General features: G+C 68.6%; 12 protein-coding genes and 2 pseudogenes. 10 read left to right on the forward strand and 4 right to left on the reverse strand.

The features are described from left to right. Positions 1–218: 218 nt before the first annotated feature. From EZH22_RS09230 to EZH22_RS09250, 5 genes and pseudogenes are all read left to right on the forward strand, one after another. Complete coding sequence (locus EZH22_RS09230) at positions 219–773, forward strand: (2Fe-2S)-binding protein (RefSeq protein WP_203195351.1); 555 nt, start codon at positions 219–221, stop codon at positions 771–773. Further along, complete coding sequence (locus EZH22_RS09235) at positions 766–4,320, forward strand: molybdopterin cofactor-binding domain-containing protein (RefSeq protein ID WP_203195352.1); 3,555 nt, start codon at positions 766–768, stop codon at positions 4,318–4,320. The genes EZH22_RS09230 and EZH22_RS09235 overlap by 8 nt, the downstream gene beginning before the upstream one ends. Positions 4,321–4,642: 322 nt before the next feature. After that, positions 4,643–4,969 (forward strand): ferredoxin FdxA, encoded by a 327-nt coding sequence (gene fdxA, locus EZH22_RS09240; RefSeq protein WP_203195353.1) that lies wholly within the window; start codon positions 4,643–4,645, stop codon positions 4,967–4,969. A gap of 33 nt (positions 4,970–5,002) precedes the next feature. Beyond that, positions 5,003–5,776 (forward strand): ferredoxin--NADP reductase, encoded by a 774-nt coding sequence (locus tag EZH22_RS09245; protein ID WP_203195354.1) that lies wholly within the window; start codon positions 5,003–5,005, stop codon positions 5,774–5,776. Positions 5,777–5,891: 115 nt separating this feature from the next. Continuing rightward, positions 5,892–7,090: pseudogene (locus tag EZH22_RS09250) on the forward strand (amidohydrolase family protein). A 52-nt stretch (positions 7,091–7,142) separates the two neighbouring features. On the opposite strand, the gene EZH22_RS09255 reads toward EZH22_RS09250, so the two are convergent. Continuing rightward, entirely contained in the window at positions 7,143–8,639 is a 1,497-nt protein-coding gene (locus EZH22_RS09255; protein ID WP_203195355.1) for an ATP-binding protein, read from the reverse strand. After that, positions 8,636–9,355: a response regulator gene (locus EZH22_RS09260; protein ID WP_203195356.1), complete on the reverse strand. Its 720-nt coding sequence runs from the start codon at positions 9,353–9,355 to the stop codon at positions 8,636–8,638. The genes EZH22_RS09255 and EZH22_RS09260 overlap by 4 nt, the downstream gene beginning before the upstream one ends. Positions 9,356–9,736: 381 nt before the next feature. Here EZH22_RS09260 and EZH22_RS09265 point away from each other — a divergent pair, with 381 nt between their 5' ends. Next, positions 9,737–9,988 (forward strand): hypothetical protein, encoded by a 252-nt coding sequence (locus EZH22_RS09265; protein ID WP_203195357.1) that lies wholly within the window; start codon positions 9,737–9,739, stop codon positions 9,986–9,988. Between the two features lie 407 nt (positions 9,989–10,395). Next, positions 10,396–11,033, forward strand: a pseudogene (pncA, locus tag EZH22_RS09270) (bifunctional nicotinamidase/pyrazinamidase). A 227-nt stretch (positions 11,034–11,260) separates the two neighbouring features. Here the strand turns inward: pncA and EZH22_RS09275 are convergent. Both EZH22_RS09275 and EZH22_RS32375 read right to left on the reverse strand, forming a co-directional pair. Continuing rightward, positions 11,261–12,034, reverse strand: a complete 774-nt coding sequence (locus EZH22_RS09275) for an alpha/beta fold hydrolase (RefSeq protein WP_203195358.1) — start codon at positions 12,032–12,034, stop codon at positions 11,261–11,263. A gap of 91 nt (positions 12,035–12,125) precedes the next feature. Next, the gene (locus EZH22_RS32375) at positions 12,126–12,251 is read right to left on the reverse strand and encodes a hypothetical protein (RefSeq protein WP_269902911.1); all 126 of its coding nucleotides are present in this window, start codon (positions 12,249–12,251) and stop codon (positions 12,126–12,128) included. Positions 12,252–12,585: 334 nt separating this feature from the next. Between EZH22_RS32375 and EZH22_RS09280 the strand changes: the two genes are divergently transcribed. The 3 genes from EZH22_RS09280 (at position 12,586) to EZH22_RS09290 (ending at position 17,484) form a co-directional block, all read left to right on the forward strand. Then, positions 12,586–12,960 carry a response regulator transcription factor gene (locus tag EZH22_RS09280; protein WP_231711401.1) on the forward strand — a complete coding sequence of 125 codons (375 nt, stop codon included), beginning with the start codon at positions 12,586–12,588 and terminating at the stop codon, positions 12,958–12,960. Between the two features lie 268 nt (positions 12,961–13,228). Then, the gene (locus tag EZH22_RS09285) at positions 13,229–14,374 is read left to right on the forward strand and encodes an efflux RND transporter periplasmic adaptor subunit (protein ID WP_203195360.1); all 1,146 of its coding nucleotides are present in this window, start codon (positions 13,229–13,231) and stop codon (positions 14,372–14,374) included. A 2-nt stretch (positions 14,375–14,376) separates the two neighbouring features. Further along, positions 14,377–17,484 carry an efflux RND transporter permease subunit gene (locus EZH22_RS09290; protein WP_203195361.1) on the forward strand — a complete coding sequence of 1,036 codons (3,108 nt, stop codon included), beginning with the start codon at positions 14,377–14,379 and terminating at the stop codon, positions 17,482–17,484. The last annotated feature ends 25 nt before the right edge of the window (positions 17,485–17,509 follow it).

The following is a 17,509-nucleotide window of genomic DNA, read 5'->3' on the forward strand; positions in this document are numbered from 1 at the left end:
GACCTTGTCCGTGTCAAGCACAAGGAACGGGCAAGCTGCATTAAAGGGCAGCAATGCTGACGTGCCGCTTGACGCGCTTTCATTTGTATAGAAACAATCTGGACCAGGCCGCGAACCGGCCAGCCAGAGGGCGGACATGAAACCAAGGTCGAGCGCCGGCGCGCGTCCCCGGCAGGGTCGCCGACAGTCTTCCGGCTGTCGGCCGGAGCCTGCCTGACATGTCGGCCGACACATCGCCCGACACTCGGCCTGACACCGTGCACGACATCGCCGACGCCTCCGATGTCGTGACGGTGACGGTGAACGGCGTCGCCCACCGCTTCGCCCTGCCGCGGACGACGCCGCTGCTCTACGTGCTGCGCAACGACCTCGCCCTGAACGGGCCGAAATTCGGCTGCGGCCTCGGCGAATGCGGCGCCTGCACGGTGCTGGTGGACGGGGTGGCCGCGCGCGCCTGCGTGATGCGGCTCGGTACCGCGGAGGGGCGGAATGTGACGACCTTGGAAGGGCTTGGCACCCCGGAGCGACCGCACCCGGTGCAGGCCGCCTTCATCGCCGAGCAGGCCGCCCAGTGCGGCTACTGCCTCAACGGGATGATCATGACCACCGCCGCCTTCCTCGCCCGCACCCCCGATCCCACCCCGGAGGAGGCGCGCCAGGCGCTGCGCTACAATCTGTGCCGCTGCGGGACCCATGTGGAGATCCTCAAAGCCGTCCTGCGCGCCGCCCGGGAGATGGGGGCGGCCGCCGCCGGGGAGGGCGTCCGTGACTGAGCCAACCCCTTCTCCTGACACGCTTCTTTCCCGTTCCGGCACGCTCGCGGTGCTGCGCCCGGCGCTGCCGGTGGGCGGCCTCCAGCGCACGGCGGCCCCGCGCGAGGGCGCCCTCGACCTGTTCCTGTTCCTGGACGATAGCGGGGCGGTGATGGCCTTCAACGGCCATGTGGACCTCGGCACCGGCATCCGCACCGCGCTGGCCCAGATCGTCGCCGAAGAGCTGGATGTGGCGTTCGATCAAGTCCTTATGGTGCTTGGCCACACCGGCGGCACGCCCAACCAGGGCGCCACCATCGCCAGCGATTCCATCCAGGTGGCCGCCATCCCCCTGCGCCGCGCCGCCGCCCAGGCGCGGCACCACCTGGTCGGCCTCGCCGCCGCGGAATTAGGCCTTCCGCCAGAAGCACTTGACGTGACCGACGGCGTGGTGCGCCCCAGGGCCGGCGGCAATGTCGGCATCTCCTACGCCGCGCTGCTGAGCGGCCGCAAGGACCGGCTGCTGCTGGCCGAGCACGTGGCGCTGAAGCCGGTCGCCGAGCATCGCATCGTCGGCCAAAGGATGCCGCGGGTGGACATCCCGGCCAAGGCCACCGGCCAGTTCGTCTATGTCCACGACGTGCGCGTGCCCGGCATGCTGCACGGGCGCGTGGTGCGCCCGCCTTATGCCGGTGTGGACGCCGGCGCCTTCATCGGCACCAGCCTGATCTGCGTGGACGAGGCCTCCGTCGCCGGCCTCCCCGGGGTGGTGGCGGTGGTCACCATGGGCGATTTCGTCGGCGTCGTCGCCGAGCGCGAGGAGCAGGCGGCGGAAGCCGCGCGCCGCCTTGTGGTGCGCTGGAAGCCGACCCCGCCCTTGCCGGACCTCGCCGACGTGGCGCAGGCGCTGCGCGCCAACCCTTCCACCCCGCGCACCCTCATCGACAGGGGCGACGTGGAGGCGGCCCGCACCGCAGCGGCCGTCCCCATGGATCGCACCTATGCGTGGCCCTACCAGATGCACGCCTCCATCGGCCCCTCCTGCGCCGTCGCCGACGTGCGGCCGGATCGGGTAACGGTCTGGTCCGGCACGCAAAACCCTTATCCGCTGCGGGCGGATATCGCGCTGCTGCTGGACGTGGCGGAAGACGACATCGACATCATCCGCTTCGAGGCCGCCGGCTGCTACGGCCGCAACTGTGCCGACGACGTGGCGGCGGACGCGGCCTTGCTGTCGCGCGCCATCGGCCGCCCGGTGCGGGTGCAGCTGACCCGCGAGCAGGAGCACGCCTGGGAGCCCAAGGGCGCCGCCCAGCTCATGGAGGTGAAGGGCGGCCTCAATGCCGATGGCACCCCGGCCGCCTACGATTTCTCCACCCGCTACCCCTCCAACGCCGCCGTCACCCTCGCCTTGCTGCTGACGGGACGCGTGCCGGCCAACAATCCCGTCTTCGAGATGGGCGACCGCACCGCCATCCCGCCCTATGCCTACGACAATCTGCGGGTGGTGGTGCACGACATGGCGCCCATTGTCCGCGCCGCGTGGCTGCGCGGCGTCTCGGCCCTGCCCAACTCCTTCGCCCATGAAAGCTATATCGACGAGCTCGCCGCCGAGGCGGGCGTCGATCCGGTGGACTACCGCCTGCGCCATCTTCACGATCCGCGCGCCGTGGACCTGGTGAAGGAGGTGGCGGCGCGCGCCGACTGGGCGCACCGTACCGGGCCGCGGATGGAAGTGGTGGAGGGGGACGTCGTGCGTGGGCAGGGCTTCGCCTATGCCCTTTACGTGCATTCGAAATTCCCCGGCTATGGTGCCGCCTGGTCGGCCTGGGTGGCCGAGGTGGAGGTGAACACGGCCACCGGTGACGTGAAGGTCTCGCGGGTGGTGGTGGGCCAGGATTCCGGCCTGATGATCAACCCCGCCGGGATCGAGCACCAGATCCATGGCAACGTCATCCAGTCCACCAGCCGGGTGCTCAAGGAGCAGGTGGGCTTCACCGACACCGCCGTGGCGAGCCGGGAATGGGGTGCTTATCCCATCCTCACCTTTCCCGAGGTGCCGGTGATCAACGTGGTGCTGATGCCGCGCCCGGACGAGCCGCCTCTGGGCTCGGGCGAGTCCGCCTCGGTGCCGAGCGCGGCGGCCATCGCCAACGCCATCTTCGACGCCACCGGCGTGCGCATGCGCGAGCCACCCTTCACCCCGGACCGGGTGCGCGCGGCGCTGGCCGGGCGGGCTCCTCCGGCGGAGCCGAAGCCGGAAAAGCCGAAGCGCTCCTGGTTCGCCCTTGCTGGAGCCGCGCTGGCGGGGGCGCTCGGCATGGCGGCGATGGCCCTGCCGATCCGCGGCGCCATCGCGCCCGTCGCCCCGCCGGATCCGGCGCAATTCTCCGCCGAGATGATCGCCCGCGGCCGCCAGCTCGCGGCGCTGGGCGATTGCGCGGTGTGCCACACGGTGCCGGGCGGCATCGCCAATGCCGGCGGGCGGGCCATGCGGACGCCGTTCGGCACCGTCTATGCCACCAACCTCACGCCGGACGCCGAGACGGGCATCGGCCGCTGGTCCTACGCCGCCTTCGAGCGCGCCATGCGCGAGGGCATCTCGCGCGACGGGCGGCACCTGTATCCGGCCTTCCCCTACACCGCCTTCACCAAGGCTTCCGATATCGACCTCCAGGCCCTCTACGCCTATCTCATGTCGCAGCCGGCGGTCTCCGCGCCGACGCCGCAGGCGCAGATGGCCTTCCCCCTCAACATCCGCCCGCTCCTGGCCGGATGGAATGCTCTGTTCCTGCGGCCGGGGCCGCTCGCACCGGAGCCGGCCCGTTCGCCCCAGTGGAACCGCGGCGCCTACCTCGTGGAAGGGCTCGGCCATTGCGGCGCCTGCCACACCCCGCGCAACCTCCTCGGGGCGGAGAAGCAGGGCGCGGCGGAGTTCGCCGGCGCCATGGTGGACGGCTGGGAAGCCCCGGCCCTCACCGCCTTGTCGGCCGCGCCCATTCCGTGGACCGAGGCGGAGCTTTATTCCTACCTGCGCACGGGATTCTCGCGTTTCCACGGCACGGCCGCCGGCCCCATGGCGCCGGTGGTGCAGGAGCTGGCGCACCTGCCGGATGCGGACATCCGTGCCATGGCGGCCTATCTCGCCTCCTTCGCCGATGCCGGTGCCGCAGTCGCTGATCCCGCCGCGCGCGCGGCGGAGATGGAGACGAGGGCCGAAGCCTCCCTGCGCCCGCTCGACAGCCTGGGCGGCAAGCTCTACGAGGGCGCCTGCGCCGCCTGCCACGCCAAGGAGGGCCCCACCCTGTTCGGCGTGCGTCCGGCGCTGGCGCTCAACACCAATGTGCATGCCACCCGGCCGGACAACCTGATCCGCGTGATCCTCGACGGCATTCCCTCGCCGGCAGCCCGCGACCTCGGCGACATGCCGGCCTTCCGCGACAGCCTGGACGACACGCAAGTGGCCGCGCTGGCGCGCTACATCCGCGCCCGCTTCGCCCCCGACGCGCCCGCCTGGGAGGGGCTGGAGACGACAGTGGCACGGCTGCGGGCGACGCCGGAACATTAGGGGCGGACCCGGCGCGGGTCGGTGTCCCCGGCTCCAGCAGCCGTCATGCCCGGCCCGTCCGGGGATCCGCGGGGCCGCTTGGGGCAGTAGTTTCGTTGGAGCGCCGGCGGATCGGTGGATGCCCCGGACCAACCGGGACATGACGGTTCATACCGGGGACGGCGCGCCTTCTGCCTGCCCGTTCTCTCAGCACGCCTGCTCGAAATATCCGCACCTGGGCGCCGCCCGGCGCGTTGACAGGGCAGGCCTTTTTCCATATTTTCATTTGTACACAAACAATATTCGATGCAGCCGATCCTGCATCGTCGCGTGGGAGCTCCTCATGGCCTACGTCGTCACCGATGGCTGCATCCGCTGCAAATACATGGACTGCGTCTCCGTCTGCCCGGTGGACTGCTTCTATGCCGGGGAAAACATGCTGGTGATCCATCCGGACGAGTGCATCGACTGCGGCGTGTGCGAGCCGGAATGCCCGGCAGCCGCCATCGTCCCCGACACCGATCCCGGCGCGGGGGCGTGGGCCGCGCTCAATGCCGAATATGCGGCGAAGTGGCCGAACATCACCGAGAAGGGCGCCCCGCCGGAGGATGCCGACGCCTGGAACGGGCGCGACGGCAAGGCCGCCTTGTTCTCCCCCACCGCCGCCTGATCTTCAGCCCGTCAAAACGTCCGGAGCCTTCCCATGAGCAACCTAATGGAAGAGCGCGTGCTCAGCGTCCACCACTGGACCGACCGCCTGTTCAGCTTCACCACCACCCGTGACACCGGCTTTCGCTTCCGCAACGGCGAGTTCACCATGATCGGCATCAAGGTGGACGGAAAGCCGCTGCTGAGGGCCTATTCGGTGGTGAGTCCGAACCATGAGGACACCCTCGAATTCTTCTCCATCAAGGTGCCGGACGGCCCACTCACCTCGCGTCTCCAGCACCTGAAGGTGGGCGATCCCATCATCGTCGGCCGCAAGGCCACCGGCACCCTCGTCATCGACAATCTGCGCGACGGCGAAAACCTCTATCTGCTGGGCACCGGCACGGGCCTTGCGCCTTTCCTCTCCATCATCCGCGACCCGGAAACCTATGCCCGCTTCGACAAGGTGGTGTTGGTCCACGGCTGCCGCGAGGTGCAGGAGCTCGCCTATGGCGACCTCATCACCGAGGACCTGCCCGCCCACGAATTTCTCGGCGAGGAGATCGGCGGCAAGCTGATCTATTATCCCACCGTCACCCGCGAGACGTTCCGCAACCGCGGCCGCGTCACCGACCTCATCGAGAGCGGCAAGCTGTTCGAGGACATCGGCCTGCCACCCCTCGACAGGGCGCGGGACCGGGTGATGTTGTGCGGCTCGCCGCAGATGATGGTGGACCTGCGCGCCATGCTGGAGCAGCGCGGGTTCGAGGAGGGCAACCACGGCGAGGCCGGCGACTTCGTTTTGGAAAAGGCCTTCGCCGAACGGTGAATTTTTTCCCCGGCGCGGTTCTCAAGCGCCGCGCCGGGGCCTAATCTTCATATGCCTACAAACAATTGACCGGGATCGCCCCGCGCGTCTCCGGCCCCGTTTCCGGAGATGCAAGATGGCCCATGATGCCCCGGCGGACCGTCCGGCCCCACCAAGCTCGTCATCCGCAACATCGGCCTTCTCCTGAGCGGCGACCTCGAAAAGCCCATCCTCGACGCCGACGCCATCGTCGCCGAGAACGGGCGCATCACCGCGGTCGGCCGGCTCAAGGACGTGGACACGCAAGGCGCCACCACCACCGTGGACGCCAACGGCGCCACCGTCACGCCGGGCCTCATCGACAGCCACGTGCATCCGGTGGCCGGCGACTGGACCCCGCGCCAGAGCCAGATGAACTGGATCGACAGCTCGCTCCACGGCGGCGTCACCACCATGATCTCGGCCGGCGAGGTGCATTATCCCGGCCGGCCGCGCGACGTCATCGGCATCAAGGCCCTCGCCATCACCGCGCAGCGCAGCTTTTCCGCCTTCCGCCCCGGCGGGGTGAAGCTGCATGCCGGCGCGCCGGTGATCGAGCACGAGATGGAGGAGAACGACTTCAAGGAGCTTGCCGCCGCCGGCGTGAAGCTGCTCGGCGAGGTCGGGCTCGGCGGGGTGAAGGACGGCGAGACCGCCCGCAAGATGGTGGGATGGGCGCGCAAGTACGGCATCCAGTCCACCATCCACACCGGCGGCCCCTCCATCCCCGGCTCCGGCCTCATCGACAAGGACGTGGTGCTGGAGGCCGACGCCGACATCGTGGGCCACATCAATGGCGGCCACACCGCGCTGCCGGACGGGCAGATCCGCTGCATCTGCGAGGGCTGCAAGCGCGGCCTGGAGCTGGTGCACAACGGCAACGAGCGCTCCGCCCTCTACACCTTGCGCATCGCCAAAGAGATGGGTGAGCTGAACCGGGTCATCCTCGGCACCGATGGGCCGGCGGGGTCCGGGGTGCAGCCGCTGGGCATCCTGCGCATGGTCTCGCTGCTCTCCTCCCTCGGCGACCTGCCGGCGGAAGTCGCCTTCTGCCTCGCCACCGGCAACACGGCGCGCATGCGCAACCTGGATTGCGGGCTGATCGAGGTGGGGCGCGTGGCCGACTTCGTGATCATGGACACGGCCCAGCACTCGGCTGGCCGCACGCTGCTGGAGAGCGTCGGGCTCGGCGACCTGCCGGGCATCGGCATGACCATCATCGACGGCATCGTGCGCACCGAGCGCTCGCGCAATACCCCACCGGCCACGCGGGTCCCCTTCATCGTCAAGGCCTGAGCCCCCGTGGCCCTCGCCGGACGGGGGCGGCCGCGCGCAGAAGCCCCGGCCGTCACACAGCGGGGGTCGCCCGGGCCCCCGGGATCGAGGCCGGCATGCGCTCCTCGGCGTGGGTCTCGCGCGGGGCGCGGGCCGGAGCCTCCGCGTCCAGTGTCGGAAGGCTGACGGTCGCGCGCAGGCCCCGGTGCAGGTTGGTGAGCATCACGTCGCCGCCATGATGGCGCACGATGGTGCGGGCGATGGACAGGCCCAGCCCGACGCCGCCGGTTTCCCGGTTGCGTGAATTCTCCAGCCGGAAGAAGGGCGCGAAAACCTGCTCGCGCGCCCCGTCGGGAATGCCGGGCCCATCGTCCTCGACCACGATGTCGATGTTCTGCTCCGACACCTCGATGCGGACCCGCGCGCGCTCGCCGTAGCGGGCTGCATTTTCCACGAGGTTGCGGCAGGCCCGCCGCAGCGCTGCCGGGCGGCAGCGATAGCCGAGCCGGGGTCCCTCGGCGAAGACGACGTCGTGGCCCAGTTCGGCGAGGTCCTCGCACAGGCTCTCCACCAGGGCCGAAATGTCCACCGTCCGGGTCGGCTCGGCGGTCGCCTCCTCGCGCATGAAAGCCAGCGTCGCCTCGGCCATGGACTGGATCTCGGCGATGGTCGACAGCATCTTCTCGCGCAGTTCGTCGTCGGCGATGAACTCGGCCCGCAGGCGCAGGGAGGTGAGCGGCGTGCGCAAATCATGGCCGATGGCGGCGAGCAGTCGCGTGCGGTCCTCGACGAAGCGCAGCAGCCGGGCCTGCATGCGGTTGAAGGCTTCGGCGGTGCGGCGGATGTCTTCGGGGCCGGTCTCCGGCAGCGGTCCGATGTCCTGGCCGCGACCCAGCGCCTCGGACGCGCGTGCCAGCCGGCGCAGGGGCTGGGTGATGCCGCGCGCGGCGAACACCGCGATGATCGAAAGCACCAGGGCCGACAGGCCGAGCGAGGTGATGGACTGGGCGTTCCAGAAGCCCTCCTGCACCGGCTTGGCGAAGGCGGAGTTGAGCCAGCTGCCGTTCTCGAGCCGCACGGCGAGGCCCATGCCCGTATTCTGGTCGAGATAGAGAAAGCTGGCCGGGCGCGCGAGCGGCCAGGCCTCGGGCCGAACCTCGTACCAGTTTGGCGATCCCGCCGCTTCGATGTTGGCGGGGGCCTCGATCCGCGGCTCCGGAAAGGCCTTCTGGCCGGGGAACATGACCCGGGGCAGCGGGCGCGTGAGGTGGTCCCATGCCTCCCGCCGCCATTGCGCGGCGTCGGTCGGCCCGTGGGGCGACACCCAGTAGCGCGTGCTGGTGGTGTTGCTGGCGGCCAGGATGTCGTCCTGCAGCTCGGGCGGCGTGGCTTCGAGCACGCGCACCAGCGAGGCGCAGCGGCTCAGCATCTCGCCCTTCGCCGCCTTGCGCATCACCTGGCCGTGCTCGTCCCAGGAGATGAGGAATGTCGCCGCCTGTGCCAGCGCCAGCGAGAGCAGGGTGAAGCAGATGAAGCGAGCAGCGAGGCTGCCGGTCCACAGGCGTGTCATGCGCGCTCCACCTCCGCTTCCAGACTGTAGCCGCCGCCCCAGTGCGTCTTGATGAGGACAGGCGTCCTGGGATCGACTTCGATCTTCTTGCGCAGGCGGCTCACCTGGTTGTCGATGCTGCGGTCGAACGGCTCGGCGCTGCGGCCCGCCGTCAAGTCGAGCAACTGGTCGCGGGACAGCACGATGCCGGGATGGTCGAGGAAGGCGCAGAGCAGGCGGAACTCCGCCGTGCTCAGGGGCACGGCCATTCCGTCCTGTCCCATCAGCTCGCGGCGTCCGGAATCCAGGGTCCAGCGGCCGAAGCGCGCCACCTTCGCCGCCAGCCGGCCCTTCTGCGGCGGCAGGCTGTTGACACGCCGCAGCACCGCCTTGATGCGGGCCAGAAGCTCCCGCGGGTTGAACGGCTTGCTCAAATAGTCGTCGGCGCCCACCTCCAGGCCGACGATGCGGTCGGTCTCCTCCGCCATGGCGGTCAGGAGGATCACCGGCAGGTCGGTGGTGCTGCGCAGGTGGCGGCACAGGGACAGGCCATCCTCGCCGGGCATCATCACGTCGAGCACCACCAGATCGGGAGCGCTCTTCTCCAGGAGGCGGCGCATCGCCGCCGCGCTCTCCGCAAGGCTGATGCGGTAGCCGTGCTGGGTGAGGTACTTGCCGACGAGATCGCGGATATCCCGGTGGTCGTCGACGATCGCGATGTGAGGGGCCGAGTCCATCAATAAAAGCTCCGGCACGGACCATAGCCAAGACGCCAGTCACCCCCAGCCAAAAAGTGTATCAGATCGTCTCAGTGCGTGCCGCTGCGACATTCGCCGACCATTTTGGGTCACCGTTTCCGCCGCCGCCCCTGCCGCGGCCTGGATTTGCGCGGCGACCGGGCGATCGCCTCGGATGGGTGTGGCCGGGGTGGGGAAGGCGGCGGGACCGCGCCGGTTCGTATCCGTGTGTCCAAGCGCGGCGGATGGGGACACTTTGATGAAATTTCGCGCCTTTCGGGCACAGGTCTGCGACAGGCCCTCCCTATGTTCCGGGGTGTCGGGCAACTGGCTTGCCTTCCCGCGCGGTCTTCGACTGCGAACAATCTGAGGTTTTCCACCATGCGCTACGCACTTCTTGCCGCGATCTCCGCTGCCCTCCTGTCGACCACTGCTTTCGCTCAGGAAAGCGCTCCGCAGCCCCAGCGTCAGCACCAGCGCTCCTATGCGCCGGTGGCCGCGCCGAGCTCTCCCGCGAACCGCGCCTTTCCCCAGGGCACGATCGATCGTGAGCAGGGCACGCCGTCCTCCTCCCTCACCGAGGAAGACCGCCTGTTCCTGATGCAGGGCGACCGCGGCCTCGGCAACGGCTGACCCGGGTCTGCTGCCGCGCCGGCCGGCGCCGCCGCCGAGGTGGACCTTGTGCACCTCGCGACACCGCTCCGGCCGGCGGCTTCGACGGCAAGGCCCGATCCCCCGTCCTGCCTTGGCGAGGACTCCGCGTGCATCGCCTTTGCCGTTGCCAACGAAGGTCTCCGTCAGGTCGGGGAAGACGAGATCCGCACCGTACACCTGCGTGCCGTCGAGCGTGTCGGCGGCATGGCGCCGGCGCAAACTTCGCCGGCGCGATCGCCCTCGGCGTCCGGTTGAGGTAGGCTCCCGGCCACCAAAGCGGAAGAGCGGAGAGACGTTTCCGTGGGCCTTGTCACCCGTCCAAGCCTGATGGATCTCCACCCGCGCCTGGCCGGCACGCGGGGCGCGCGCCGCGCGGAGAAAGTCTCGTGAACGCACCGCTCCGCCTGAACGGACGCGACGTCCTGCTCGTCTTGGATATCCAGAACGATTTCTGTCCCGGCGGCCGGCTGGCCGTGCCGCACGGCGACGAGGTGGTCCCGCTGATCAATCGCCTCGCTGTGGCCTTTGCCCATGTGGTGCTGACGCAGGACTGGCACCCGGCGGGACATCTGTCGTTCGCGTCGTCCCACGCGGGCGCGGAGCCGTTCCAGTCGACGCAGGTGGCCTACGGCACTCAGGTGCTGTGGCCGGACCACTGCGTGCAGGACACCCATGGCGCCGCCTTTCGCGACGACCTCCACATCCCCACGCCCAGCTCGTCCTGCGCAAGGGGTATCACCGCGGCATCGATTCCTATTCCGCCTTCTACGAAAACGACCGGACCACTGCGACCGGCCTCGCCGGGTATCTGCGCGAGCGCGGGATCACGCGCATCTTCGTCGCCGGCCTCGCCTTCGATTTCTGCGTGAGGTACTCGGCCGAGGACGCGCACCGCGCCGGCTTCGAGGTGATCGTGATCGAGGATGCCTGCCGCAGCATCGACGTGGACGGATCGGCGGATGCGACCCGCGCTCTGCTCGACGGGCTGGGCATCCCGCGTGTGCCGGCGGCCTCGCTCCTCTGACCGCCCGCGCCGCGTCAAGCCGGCATCGATGGACCACCGGCCCAACGCCGGCGGCGAACGTGACGTCGCCGCTCAAGGTTCGAGGTCGCGCAACGGACCAGCGGCGGCCTGATGCGCGGGCGCCTCAGGCCAACGGCCCCGATCTTTGACCGGTGCCGGGAGGGTATCGGTCAGGCGCCGCGCGGCCTCCACAAAGGGCCGACGCGTCCAACTCATCGGCCTTGGCATCAGCTCCCGTGTCCGGCGGCCTCCAGGATCAGGCCGGTGATCGCGTCGGGATGGGAGATCATCGACACGTGGCTGGATTTCAGCTCGATGGTCTTGGCGCCCATGCGCAGGGCCATGAAGCGCTCGAGGTCGGGATTGATCGTCCGATCCTCGGTGGAGACGGCATAGAAGCTCGGCTTCGTGCGCCAGGCGGCCTGCGTCGTCCGTCCCGCGAGCAGCGCCTTCTGGAACGGCTCCTGGACCGCATACAGCACCTTCGCCCTCGCCTCCGGCAGGTCGCCGGCGAAATCACGCAGGAAGGCGGCTTCGCTCAGGCGGCCTTCGTCGCCGTCGAAGACAATCCCGGCGCTCGCCGGCGGCGTGGGGAACGTCTTGGCCAGCGCCGCGTAGTCCTCGCCCGCGTCCGGCGCGCGCGCCGCCACATAAACGAGGGTGGAGACGTTGGGGTGCACGCCCGCCTCGGTGACGATCATGCCGGAAAAGGAATGTCCCACGAGAACCGTCGGTCCACTCTGCCGGTCCAGCACACGCCGGGCCGAGGCGACGGCTTCGGGCAGCGTCGTCAGCGGGTTCTGCACGGCGGTGACATTGAGGCCGCGCGCCTGCAGCCGAGCGATCACGTCCGACCAGCATGACCCATCGGCGAACAGCCCGTGAACGAGGACGACGTTGCGCGCCGCGGGCGGCCCTGCGGCCACGCCTCGGGTCGAGACCAGCGAGGCTGCGACTCCGCCAGCCAGCGCTGCGGCGAAAGCTCTCCGATTGAGATTCATGGCATCCCTCCTGGTGAAGGTGGATTTGAGTTTCAGGATGTACTCATGGCATCAGGAGTTCCAGGCTCATGTCTGGCGACAAAGCTTGCTATTATTCAGAAAAGCCAATCACGGGCCCGGATGGCTTGTACTCATTGGCGTAGGCGCTGTGCACGATTCCGATGCCGATGAAGACGATCGTGGAAAGCGAGACCAAGATCTTGAGGCGCGCGTTCATGTGAACCTCCTGCCGTCTGTGCATGCGGGAAGTGTCGGCGCTTTGCGGATCCGGTTGAAGTGTATGGAGATATTTAATCCGCATCTGAGCGTCTGTATTGAGCAAACCAAGGTATGAGGCCCCGCGCTTTCAGACACGCCACCAGCCGCGAGCGCGCCGCTTCCGGGATGGGAGGTGTCAGGCCCGGAAGTTCTGACCGAGATCCGCGCATGTGGCGCCTGAACCGGGGCAAACCAGCGTATGATTTAATTCCCCGGCAATTCGCGTCATGGTGGGGTCGAATGAGGGCGCTTCGGTTGGGGCCGGGCAGTATCTCGAGAGAAGGATCGGTTCCGTGTCACAGTATCCGTTGGTCACCATCGTCGATGACGACGATGCCGTGCGTACAGCCATAGAGAGCCTGGTGCGGTCGCTGGGCCTGCGGACCAGCACGTTCGCTTCGGCGGACGCGTTTCTGGACTCGGGCCGGGTGAAGGACACGGACTGCCTGATCACCGACGTGCAGATGCCGGGCATGTCGGGGATCGAGCTCCAGTCGCGGCTGCGCGGGCAAGGCAGTACCGTGCCGGTCATCTTCGTCACCGCCTTTCCCGAGGAGCGCATTCGCCGGCAGGTCATGGAGGCCGGAGCGATCGGGTTCCTCAGCAAGCCCTTCGATGGCGGCACCATGATCGCGTGCATCGACCAGGCGCTTTCGGCGGCCAACTGACCGGTTCAGCCCGCCTTCGCCCCGGGGATGCCCGGCCGGCGGTGTATTTCCCAAGTATAGCCGGCTGCCGCGTGGTTGACGTTCCACGCGCAAGCTCCCGAGATGAATTGCGGGCCTGGTTCCCCCGTGCCCTTGCATGGGCGTCCCGGAGCCCGGCGCCCGGATGTTTAATCCGGTGAAGGTGCAAGCATCCGGCATTTCCGAAAGAATGCCGTGTCGCGGAGTGGCAGTAAGGCAGGGTCGTTTTCTGCCGAAAGGCCGGCCCGCCATGTCGAACACAAAAGCGCGGCGGCGCGCGCTCTCGATCATCGCCGCGGTTGCCGCCATGGGCGCTGCCTATGGTGGTGTCACGCTGGCCGGTGTGGATGCCGCCACGGAGCAAGGCGCATCGGCGCCGGCCCCGGTGCCGGCGGAGGTGTCCACGGTGGAGCGGCGCAATGTGCCCGTCTACGTGACCGGCATCGGCACCGTCGAGCCCTTCAACACGGTCACCATCCGCTCAAGGATCGACGGCGAGCTGCAGCAGGTGCTTTTCGACGAAGGCAAGGACATCAGGAAGGGCGACCTTCTCGCGGTCATCGATCCGCGGACCTTTGAGGCGGCGCTGGATCAGGCCAAGGCGCGGCTCCAGCAGGATACCGCCGCCCTCGCCAACGCGCAGCTCATCCTCGATCGCGACGTCAAGCTGGGCAAGAGCGATTTCGTGAGCGTGCAGGCCGTCGACAACCAGCGCAGCGTGGTGGAGCAGCTCACGGCCCAGACGGAGCAGGACCGGGCGCTGATCAGCACGGCGCAGACGCAGCTCTCCTACACCCGCATCGTCTCGCCCATCGACGGGCGTGCCGGCCTGCGGCTCGTCGACCAGGGCAACATCGTCCACGCCACCGATGCCAACGGTCTCGTGGTCATCAACCAGCTTCACCCCATCACCGTGATCTCGACGATCCCCCAGGTGGACGTTCCCGCCATCCGCGCGGCGCTCGCCGCCGGCAATGTGGAGGCGCAGGCCGTTTCCCACGAGAACGGATCGGTCCTCGATGTGGGCACCGTCGCACTGACGGACAACCAGATCGACCCGCAGAGCGGCACGCTGCGCCTCAAATCGGTCTTTCCCAACACGGCGGACCAGCTCTGGCCCGGTCAGTTCGTGGATGTGAACGTGCGTGTGGAGGTCCTCGCCGATGCCCTCACCGTGCCGTCCGATGCCATCCAGCGCGGCCCCGATGGCGAGTTCGTCTTCGCGGTCGGCGCGGATGAAAAGGTGGCGGTTGCGCCGGTGAAGGTCCGGCAGATCGCCGATGGCATCGCCGTCGTCGAGCGCGGGGTGAGCGCGGGCCAGCGCGTCGTCGTGCGCGGGCAGTACCGCCTTGCCCCCGGTATCCGCATCGCACCGAAATCCCTCCAGGGGGGCTGACCATGTCGCTCTCGTCCTGGTTCATCCGCCACCCGATCGGAACCTCGCTGCTGATGGCCGCCTTGCTCGTGGCCGGCGCGGTGAGCTTTCCGCTCCTTCCGGTCGCGCCCCTGCCCAATGTGGATTTCCCGACCCTCCAGGTCTCCACCCAGCTGCCGGGCGCGAGCCCGGAGATCATCGCCTCGGCCGTGACCCAGCCACTGGAGCGGCAGTTCGGCGAGATCCCCGGCGTGGCGCAAATGACCTCCGTCAGCACGCTCGGCAACAGTTCCATCACGCTGCAGTTCAATCTCGACGTGAATATCGATACGGCTGCGCAGGGCGTGCAGACGGCCATCAACGCCGCCGGCGGCCAGCTCCCCACCAACCTCCCCGCGCCACCCACCTACAGGGAGGTCAATCCCGCCGACCCGCCCATCCTGGTCCTGGCGCTGAGCTCGCGCACCCTGCCGATCACCGACGTCGACGACTTCGCGGAGAATGTGCTCGAGCAGCATGTCAGCCAGATCGGCGGGGTCGGCCAGGTGCTGGTCTTCGGCCAGCAGAAGCCCTCGGTCCGCATCCAGGTCGATCCGGCCAAGGTGGCCAATCTCGGCCTGTCGCTGGAGGACCTGCGGCAGGCCATCATATCGACCACGGTGAACGATCCGAAGGGGGCCGTGCAGGGCGCCCACCGCACGTTCACGCTGTTCGACAACGACCAGCTCACCAGCGCGGCGCCCTGGCTCGACGCCATCCTCGCCTATCGCGACGGCGCCCCGGTGCGGGTCCGCGATATCGGCACCGCCGTCGACGCGCCCGAGAACGAACAGCTCGCCGCCTGGGCGAACGGCACGCAGGCGATCCTGCTGCCGGTCTTCAAGCTGCCGGGCGCCAACGTCATCAGCACGGTGGAGCAGATCAAGGCGCAGCTGCCGGCGCTCCTCGCCGCCGCGCCGGCCGGCATCGAGCTGCAGATCCTGAGCGACCGCACGCAGACCATCCGCGCGTCCGTGGACGATGTGGAGAAGACGCTCGTCATCACGGTGGTGCTCGTGGTGGCGGTGATCTTCGTCTTCCTGCGCAGCCTGATGGCGACGCTGATCCCCTCCGTCGCCGTCCCCCTCGCCGTGGTGGGCACCTTCGCGGCCATGTATGCCCTGGGCTACAGTCTCGACAATCTCTCGCTCATGGGCCTGAGCATCGCCGTCGGCTTCGTGGTGGACGACGCCATCGTCATGCTGGAGAACATCGAGCGCCACCTGGAGATGGGCAAGACGCCGCTTCAGGCCGCGCTCGACGGCTCGGCCGAGATCGGATTCACCATTCTCTCCATCAGCCTTTCGCTCATCGCGGTGTTCATTCCCCTGCTGCTGATGGGTGGCCTCGTCGGCCGGCTGTTCCGCGAGTTCGCCGTCACCGTGACCATCACCATCGCCATGTCGGCGCTGGTGTCGCTGACACTGACGCCGACGATGTGCGCCCTGTTCATGAAGCCGAAGGGCGCGGCGCGGCATGGCCGGCTCTACCGATGGTCGGAGCGCGGATTCGACGCGCTGCTGGCCGCCTACCGCACGACCCTCGACATGGCCCTCGACCACCACCGGGTGACGCTTGCCGCCTTCGTCGTCGCGATGGCGGCCACGGGTGGCCTGTTCTACGCCATTCCCAAGGGATTCTTCCCGCAGCAGGACACCGGGCTGATCATCGGCGTGTCGGAGGCGGCGCAGGACATTTCCTTCGCCGACATGGTGCAGCGGCAGCTCGAGCTCGGAAAGATCGTCGCGGCTGATCCCGACGTCGCGACCGTCGGCATGGCGGTGGGGGCGTCGAGTGGCCAGACGGTGAACAACGGCCGCCTGTTCATCACCCTGAAGCCGCGCGACCAGCGCGCCGCGTCCGCCTTCCAGATCATCGACCGGCTGAATGCGAAGCTCGCCGGGGTGGAGGGCGCCGCGCTGTTCCTGCAGGCGGCGCAGGACCTCAATGTCGGCGGCCGTGTCGCGCGCACCCAGTTCCAGTACACCCTGCAGGACGGCAACATCGACGAGCTGAACGCCTGGGCGCCGAAGCTGCTGGCGAAGCTGAAGACCCTGCCCGAGCTCACCGGCCTCGCCACCGACCTGCAGTCGGGCGGCGCCACGCTGACGCTCACCGTCGACCGCAACCAGGCCTCGCGGCTCGGCATCAGCCCGGCCGATATCGACAACACGCTTTATGACGCCTTCGGCCAGCGGCAGGTGACGCAGTATTTCACCCAGCTGAACAGCTATCACGTCATCCTGGAGCTGCTGCCCCAGCTGCAGAACTCGCCGCATGCGCTGGACGGGATCTACCTGAAGTCGCCGCTCACCGGCGAGCAGGTGCCCCTGAGGGTGCTGGCCAAATGGACCTCGCAGCCGACCAGCTTCCTGTCCATCAACCACCAGTCCCAGTTCCCGTCGGTGACGCTGTCCTTCAACCTCGCCCGCGGCGTCGCGCTCGGCGACGCGGTGGCGGCGATCAAGCGGGCGGAGGCGGAGATCGCCAAGCCGGCGACGCTCATTGGCACCTTCCAGGGCAATGCGCAGGCGTTCCAGTCCTCGCTGGCCAGCGAGCCTTACCTGGTGGCGGCGGCGCTGCTGGTGATCTACGTGATCCTCGGCGTCCTCTATGAAAGCTACGTCCATCCGCTGACCATCCTCTCGACCCTGCCGTCGGCGGGCCTCGGCGCGCTGATCATGCTGTGGATGTTCGGCTTCGACTTCTCCATCATCGCCCTGGTCGGGGTGATCCTGCTGATCGGCATCGTCAAGAAGAACGGCATCATGATCGTCGACTTCGCCATCGCGCGAGAGCGCGGCGAGGGCCTGTCGGCGCACGACGCCATCCGCGAGGCGTGCCTGCTGCGCTTCCGGCCGATCCTGATGACCACGTTCGCGGCGCTGCTGGCCGGTGTTCCGCTGATGCTCGGCCACGGCACCGGCTCCGAGCTGCGCCAGCCGCTCGGCTACGCCATCGTCGGAGGGTTGGTGGTGAGCCAGTTGCTGACCCTCTACACCACGCCGGTCATCTATCTCTACCTCGACCGGCTCGCGCACCTGAAAGGGCGCGCGAATGCCGGAGAAAGTTCCGCCATGCCCTCCCCGTAACGGGCGACGGAGCCCCGACGATGCG

Origin of the sequence: Xanthobacter dioxanivorans (genome assembly GCF_016807805.1) — a bacterium.
GTDB classification, from domain to species: Bacteria; Pseudomonadota; Alphaproteobacteria; order Rhizobiales; family Xanthobacteraceae; genus Xanthobacter; species Xanthobacter dioxanivorans.

Excerpts from the sequence above, each read along its gene's own strand:
- EZH22_RS09230 (WP_203195351.1), top strand. The coding sequence starts at position 219 with ATGTCGGCCGACACATCGCCCGACACTCGGCCTGACACCGTGCACGAC.
- fdxA (WP_203195353.1), top strand. The coding sequence starts at position 4,643 with ATGGCCTACGTCGTCACCGATGGCTGCATCCGCTGCAAATACATGGAC.
- EZH22_RS09245 (WP_203195354.1), top strand. The coding sequence starts at position 5,003 with ATGAGCAACCTAATGGAAGAGCGCGTGCTCAGCGTCCACCACTGGACC.
- EZH22_RS09255 (WP_203195355.1), bottom strand. The coding sequence starts at position 8,639 with ATGACACGCCTGTGGACCGGCAGCCTCGCTGCTCGCTTCATCTGCTTC.
- EZH22_RS09260 (WP_203195356.1), bottom strand. The coding sequence starts at position 9,355 with ATGGACTCGGCCCCTCACATCGCGATCGTCGACGACCACCGGGATATC.
- EZH22_RS09265 (WP_203195357.1), top strand. The coding sequence starts at position 9,737 with ATGCGCTACGCACTTCTTGCCGCGATCTCCGCTGCCCTCCTGTCGACC.
- EZH22_RS09275 (WP_203195358.1), bottom strand. The coding sequence starts at position 12,034 with ATGAATCTCAATCGGAGAGCTTTCGCCGCAGCGCTGGCTGGCGGAGTC.
- EZH22_RS32375 (WP_269902911.1), bottom strand. The coding sequence starts at position 12,251 with ATGAACGCGCGCCTCAAGATCTTGGTCTCGCTTTCCACGATCGTCTTC.
- EZH22_RS09285 (WP_203195360.1), top strand. The coding sequence starts at position 13,229 with ATGTCGAACACAAAAGCGCGGCGGCGCGCGCTCTCGATCATCGCCGCG.
- EZH22_RS09290 (WP_203195361.1), top strand. The coding sequence starts at position 14,377 with ATGTCGCTCTCGTCCTGGTTCATCCGCCACCCGATCGGAACCTCGCTG.